The organism is Streptomyces sp. CA189, assembly GCF_056428985.1.
Window position 1 is genome coordinate 100,090 of the sequence record NZ_JBWJVM010000021.1, and the last position, 6,000, is coordinate 106,089.

Below are 6,000 nucleotides of genomic sequence, written 5' to 3' on the forward strand. Positions count from 1 at the left end.
CGTTGCAAATTATACCAGGCAGCACGTATCTTGCGGCAGACCGAGACGTACCACGCGTGGCTCGAATCGGCCTCGAAGTCCGGGAGGGGAATTCATGTTAATAACGTCTTATGCGAGCGAAAACACCCAAAGACCATCGGTCGGGGTCTCAGATGCAAGGCCTCCGGCCGTACCCAGCTGGCTTGTGCACCGACCTGACACCTCAGAAGTGTTCCTCTCGACCTGGGAACGCACCGCGCCCGACCGATTCAGCGTTGGCCTGCGTTGGCCTGAAAACCACCCGTTCCATACCGCGCTCCACGGTTTCCGTTCTCCCACCGTCATCGCGGAGGCCATCCGCCAGGCGGGCATCCTGCTCTCCCACGCCGAATACGGCGTCCCCCTCGGGTACCAGTTCCTGATGTCCGACCTCCAGTACCGGGTCGATCCCGAACTCCTGGCAGCGGACTGCGACTCCCCCGTCCGCATCGAGGTCGCCTGTACGGACGTCAACCGCCGCGGCACCCGCTTCTCCGGCATGGTCTGCCACATGACCGTGGTGCGGGGAGACCGGGTCATCGCGACCGGCGGCGGCCGCCTGACCTGCACCTCTCCCGGCGCCTACCGCCGGATGCGGGGTGAGTACGCGGACGCCCGGCCCATCCTGCCCGTGCCGGAACCGGTCCCCTGCGCCCTCGTGCTGCGGACCGACCCGAGCCATGTCCTGCTGGCTCCCACCAGGGATCCCCGGTGCTGGACCCTGCGGCCGCACACCACGAGCAAAACGCTGTTCGCGCACGAAAACGATCATGTACCCGGCATGGTCCTCCTGGAGGCCACCCACCAGGCCGCCTTCGCCGTCGCGGAGGCCACCCGGCTGTACCCCACCTCGCTCCGCCTCACCTTCGAACGGTACGTGGAGTTCCATTCCCCCTGTCTGGTCCAGGCGCAGCCGGTGACCCGGAACCGGGACGACACCCTCTCCCTGAGCGTGACCGGCCATCAGAGCGGCCAGCGGGTCTTCTCCGCCCTGCTGGAAGCAATTGACGTTTCCGCCTGATCTCCTCCCTTTCCAACGTGACGGCCGGCGGTTTCCTGCGATCCGCTGGTTGAGACCCCTCTGTGCAAAGTGGCGTGAAGGACGTTGGCGTGCCAGCCTGTGGCGTCACCCGACTCACCGTCACCACGCAGTTGTTGGAGGGATACTCCTGTGAGCAGGCAGTGCCCGTTCGTCATCGATCCGCTCGGCCAGGACATTCACAGGGAGATCAAGGAAATACGCTCCCGTGGCCGGGCCGTGCGGATCGTGCTCCCCGGTGGAGTGGAGGCGTGGTCCGTCACGGATCACGCACTCGTGAAACGCCTGCTCACCGATCCCCGCGTGTCGAAGGACGCCTACCGGCACTGGCCGGCGTGGATCGACGGAGAGGTCGACCGGGAGTGGCCGCTGGCCATTTGGGTCTCGGTGCAGAACATGGTCACCGCCTACGGCGAGGAGCACGCCCGCCTGCGCAAGCCGGTGGCGGGGGAGTTCACCATGCGGCGTGTGGCAGCCCTGCGGCCCCGGGTGGAGGAGATGGCCGCCGGGCTGCTCGACCGCTTGGAACAGGTCCCGGCGGGACGGCCCGTGGACCTCCGCAAGGAATTCGCCCACGTACTGCCGCACGCCGTCGTCTGCGAGCTTTTCGGAATTCCACATTCCGTACGTGATCCCCTGCAGAAGATCATCGACGGTTTCTTCGCCACCTCGATAAGCCCCGAGGACGCGATGGCGAATGGCACAGCCATGTACGAGATCCTGAACGAAGTCGTGGCGCACAAGAGGGAAAATCCCGCCGCCGACCTGACGTCGGGCCTTGTCGCCGCACGCGACTCGGGCACGGCGGACATGAGCGAGAAGGAACTCCTCGACAATCTCATCCTCCTCTTCACCGCCGGCTACGAGACGACGGTGAACCTCATCGACAACGCGGTCGTCTCCCTGCTCACGCACCCCGGCCAGCTCGCGCTCGTACGGGACGGCAAGGCCTCGTGGGAGGACGTGATCGACGAATCCCTGCGCGTGGACCCGCCCGGAGCGCACAGTCTCCTGCGCTACGCCGTCGAGACGATCGAGATCGACGACGACATACGGATCCCGCAGGGCGACCCGATCGTCATCTGCTTCGCCGGTTCCGGCCGCGACCCCCTCCACCACGGAGCCGATGCGGACCTCTTCGACATCACCCGCGACACCCGCGCCGATCACGTGTCGTTCGGGTACGGAGCCCACCACTGCCTCGGCGTGAACCTGGCCCGGATGGAGGTCACCGTCGCGCTGTCGGCCCTCTTCGAACGGTTCCCCGACATCACCCTGGCCGTGCCGGCCGATGAACTCCGGCCGAAGTCCTCGTTCGTCTCGAACGGCCACCGCACGGTTCCCGTGATCCTGGGCCGGTCCGTCCCGCGCAGAGGGTCTATTTCCGGCCAATAGCGCCCCAGCATCCACCGTCATACGCGTCGATAAAATCGCCGCCATGCAGATATCCGAAAGACCCCGGGTGGTCGTCCTGACAGGAGCCACCGGTTTCATCGGCTCCGCCGCACTGGACGCCCTGGCCCGCCGCCCCGACGTCCGGGTACGGGCGCTCGTCCGCACCCCCGGCGCCGCGCGCGAAGGCGTGGAGTGGGTACGTGCGGACCTGGGCGACCCCGGCTCGCTGCGCGGGGTCTGCGAGGGCGCATCCGCGCTGGTGAACCTGGCCTCCTACATCGGGCCGGACGAGGACCGCTGCCACGCGGTCAACGTCCGGGGCAGCGCGTCCCTCCTCGCGGAGGCCGCGCGGGCGGGGGTGCGGCGCATCGTCCACCTGTCCACGGCCGGGGTCTACGGGAACGTCCCGCACCGCGGGATCGAGGTCGACGAGGTCGCCCCGGACCCGGTGTCCGCCGCGAGCCGCACCCGGCTGGCGGCGGAGGCCCCGGTCCTGGCCGCCGGCGGGACGGTCCTGCGGCCGGGTCTGGTGCTGGGCGCCGGTGACCGCTGGGTGGTCCCGGCCCTGGCCGAACTGGTCGACCGGGTGCCGGCCCGCTGGGACGGCGGCGGCGCGCTCCTGTCCGTGATCGACGTCGGCGAACTGGCCCGCCTGATCGACGCCCTCGCCACGGCCCCGGATCCCCTCGGGGGCGGGATCCACCACGCGAGCCACCCCACCCCGGTGACGTCCGCGGGCCTCATGTCGGCCCTGGCGGCCGAGGGAATCCTGCCGGCGGTGGCGGAGGACTGGTCCTGGAACCGCTGCCTGGAGGAATTCCGGTCCCGCCCGGGCCGGGTGACGGAACGCCAGTTCTCCCTTCTGGCCCGGGACTACCACCAGCGCGCCGAGCCCGTCTGGCACGCGACCCGCCTCGACCCCACCCCCGCCCCGCTCAGCCTGCTCCCCGCCGCTGCCCCCTGGTACCGCGCCCACCTGGCCCGCGCCTGAGGAATCCCGCCCCGGGCGGCCGGACGATCGCAGCCGAGAGGCGACGGGTCACGTGGCCGACAGGCGCGCGCATTGGCGGCAGGCGCGGGCCGAGGCCGCCACCACCGCGTGGGACGCGGCTGCGAGCGCGCCGGCGAACGCGAGCAGCGGCCAGTCCGTGGCCAGGAACGAGGCGGTGGCGAGCGCGAGCGTCGCGACTGCCATGGCCGCGCTGGCGGTGGTACCGGTCCACGCGACCGCGAGGGGCAGCCGGTGCGGAGTGGGCAGCCGGCGGGCGAGGGAGCCGGTGGTGGCCAGCGCCGCTGCGGCGAGAAGTGCGGCTACGCCGGCGACACCGGCGAGATGAACGGCCAGCAGCTGGGCCGTGCGCGGCAACTGCCAGGACTGGTCGTGGTCGGTGGTCCAGGCCAGGTACCAGCAGGCGATCAGGAAGGGCGCGGTGAGAGCGACGGCCCGGGCGGTGTGCCGGGCCTGGGCAATGCTCAGTTCCCGCTGGCAGCTCGGCACCAGCTCGTCAAGGGTCCCGAACTCTCGCAGTGCTTGCCCGGCGGCCTGCCGGTAGGCCAGTCCTTCGCGCGTGTGCGCCGATACGGTGTCCGCCAGACCACCGCGTATCTCCTCGATCATCCGGGCTTTGATGTGGACCGGACCGTGGAGGGCGGCTGTCAGGGCCGCGACGTAATCCTCGATGGGGTCGGCCTGCCGACCGGCGGCGCTCACGTGGCCAGCCCGGGCGGTGCGGCGGGGTTGAGGACCGAGCCGATCGCCGTGGTGAACTCGCTCCACGCGGTGCGCTCGCCGGCCAGGGTGTGCCGTCCGGCGTCGGTGAGTTCGTAGCATCGGCGCCGCCGTTCGCCGGTGAACTGCCAGCTGCCGCTCAGCAGGCCGAGCCGCTCCAGTCGGTTCAAGGCCGGGTAGATCGTGCCCGTGCGCAGCTCGACCGCACCCCCGCTGCGGTGTTGGACCGCGGCGATGATCGCGTAGCCGTGCAGCGGGCCGGGCTCCAGCACGGCCAGCAACAGTCCGTCCAGGTGCCCTCGCACCGCGTCTGCCCTCATGAGTAGGCAGCCTACCCAAAGTTGCTGTAGGCAGGGTATGTATTGGCAGCCAACACATTCGCGCTTCACCCTGGAGGAAGTCCGCCGTGACCAAGGTGCTGTTGTCCCTGCACGTCCTCGCGGCGATCCTGGCCGTCGGATCGATCACCGTCGCCGCGTCCATGTTTCCCCGCTACGCGCTGCAGGCATCCGGTGGCCAGGACACGGACGGCCGAGCCGCCGCGATCGCGGCACTCCTGCACCGGATATGCCGCGGCTACGCCGCCGCCGGACTCGCCGTGCCGGTCCTAGGGCTCGCCACCGGCGCCCTGCTCGGCGTCCTCACCGACGCCTGGCTGATCGCGTCACTCGCATTGACCCTGATCGCCGCGGCCATCCTCGCCCTGGCCGTCCTACCCGGCCAACAACGCCTGCTCACGCTGACCCAGCACTCACCCACCCAGCACTCACCCACCCAGCACTCGCCCACCCAGGACTCGCCCACCCGGGATGACCCTCACTCCGCGGCGACCCGGCTGACCATGCTCACCGGCGTCTTCAACGTCCTCTGGGCGATCGTGGTCATCCTGATGATCGTCCGCCCCGGCTCCACCACGGGAGCGTGATCCGACGTGACGGACGACGCGTCCGGCGAACTGCCGCTCCCCCGTACCGATGTAGCGCTGAGCGCGATGCGCTTCGTGAAGGGCATCGAGGACCCGGCGATCTTCAACCACAGCATGCGCAGCTATCTCCACGGGCGCGTCCTAGGAGAGCAACAAAGCCTGCGACCCGGCCACGACGATGACGACGAACTGCCGTCCCTGGGTTGCCTCCTGCACGATGCCGGGCTCAGCCCCGAGGGAGAGGGTCGAGGTCGTATGGGATGCGATCGCCATGCGCAAGCGTCCCGAGATCGCGTTGGTGACGGTCGGCGCCGGGTTCGACCTCGGCCCTGAGGGGCCGAACCCCCTGCCGCCCGGGTACGCCGACCGCCTCCACGCCGCGCTGCCCAGAGAACCGATCACCCTTGCCGACGACTGCCCACAGGCCGGCCCTTACCAGCACCCCACCCCTGGGCGCAGCCCCAACCCGGGGTGGCGCAGCCCCAACCCCAACCCGGGGCCGAAGCCCCAACCCCAACCCGGGGTGGCGCAGCCCCGACCCGAACCCGGGGTGGCGCAGCCCCGACCCGAACCCGGGGCCGCAGCCCCGACCCGAACCCGGGGCCGCAGCCCCGACCCGAACCCGGGGGCGCAGCCCCGACCCGAACTCGGGGGCGCAGCCCCGAACGGGGCCCGGGGCACAGCCCCGGTTTCGGGAAGGGGCGGGGTGGGGGAACGGCCCCGCAGGGCCCCGCCCAGGCCCGGCCCCGCCCGGCGCCCGCCCACCCGCCCGGACACCACCCCGCGGGAACCGGATCCCCTCCCCCGACGTCGTCGTACCAGCCACCGCACCGCACATCGCACACCGCACACCCGAACGGAACAGGCAGGAACGGCCCATGACCCAGGCGAACT

At 70.6% G+C, this 6,000-nt stretch carries 7 protein-coding genes; 4 read left to right on the forward strand and 3 right to left on the reverse strand.

Annotation, left to right across the window (positions count from 1 at the left end):
- The first annotated feature begins 94 nt into the window (after nucleotides 1-94).
- From AC061S_RS18515 to AC061S_RS18525, 3 genes are all read left to right on the forward strand, one after another.
- Nucleotides 95-1,039 (forward strand): ScbA/BarX family gamma-butyrolactone biosynthesis protein, encoded by a 945-nt coding sequence (locus AC061S_RS18515; protein ID WP_478687058.1) that lies wholly within the window; start codon nucleotides 95-97, stop codon nucleotides 1,037-1,039.
- A gap of 150 nt (nucleotides 1,040-1,189) precedes the next feature.
- Nucleotides 1,190-2,452, forward strand: coding sequence for a cytochrome P450 family protein (locus AC061S_RS18520; RefSeq protein WP_478687059.1), 1,263 nt, complete (start codon nucleotides 1,190-1,192; stop codon nucleotides 2,450-2,452).
- Nucleotides 2,453-2,495: 43 nt separating this feature from the next.
- Nucleotides 2,496-3,443, forward strand: a complete 948-nt coding sequence (locus AC061S_RS18525) for an NAD-dependent epimerase/dehydratase family protein (protein WP_478687060.1) — start codon at nucleotides 2,496-2,498, stop codon at nucleotides 3,441-3,443.
- A 48-nt stretch (nucleotides 3,444-3,491) separates the two neighbouring features.
- Here the strand turns inward: AC061S_RS18525 and AC061S_RS18530 are convergent, their stop codons facing one another.
- Together AC061S_RS18530 and AC061S_RS18535 are read right to left on the reverse strand one after the other, a co-directional pair.
- On the reverse strand, nucleotides 3,492-4,163 hold the full coding sequence (locus AC061S_RS18530; RefSeq protein WP_478687061.1) for a permease prefix domain 1-containing protein: 672 nt from the start codon (nucleotides 4,161-4,163) through the stop codon (nucleotides 3,492-3,494).
- A complete protein-coding gene (locus AC061S_RS18535) occupies nucleotides 4,160-4,501 on the reverse strand; it encodes a PadR family transcriptional regulator (RefSeq protein WP_478687062.1) in 342 nt (113 codons plus the stop codon). Before AC061S_RS18535 ends, AC061S_RS18530 begins: the two co-directional genes overlap by 4 nt.
- 86 nt (nucleotides 4,502-4,587) lie before the next feature.
- Here AC061S_RS18535 and AC061S_RS18540 point away from each other — a divergent pair, with 86 nt between their 5' ends.
- Nucleotides 4,588-5,106: a hypothetical protein gene (locus AC061S_RS18540; protein WP_478687063.1), complete on the forward strand. Its 519-nt coding sequence runs from the start codon at nucleotides 4,588-4,590 to the stop codon at nucleotides 5,104-5,106.
- A gap of 141 nt (nucleotides 5,107-5,247) precedes the next feature.
- Here the strand turns inward: AC061S_RS18540 and AC061S_RS18545 are convergent, their stop codons facing one another.
- The gene (locus tag AC061S_RS18545) at nucleotides 5,248-5,379 is read right to left on the reverse strand and encodes a hypothetical protein (protein ID WP_478687064.1); all 132 of its coding nucleotides are present in this window, start codon (nucleotides 5,377-5,379) and stop codon (nucleotides 5,248-5,250) included.
- Nucleotides 5,380-6,000 lie beyond the last annotated feature (621 nt).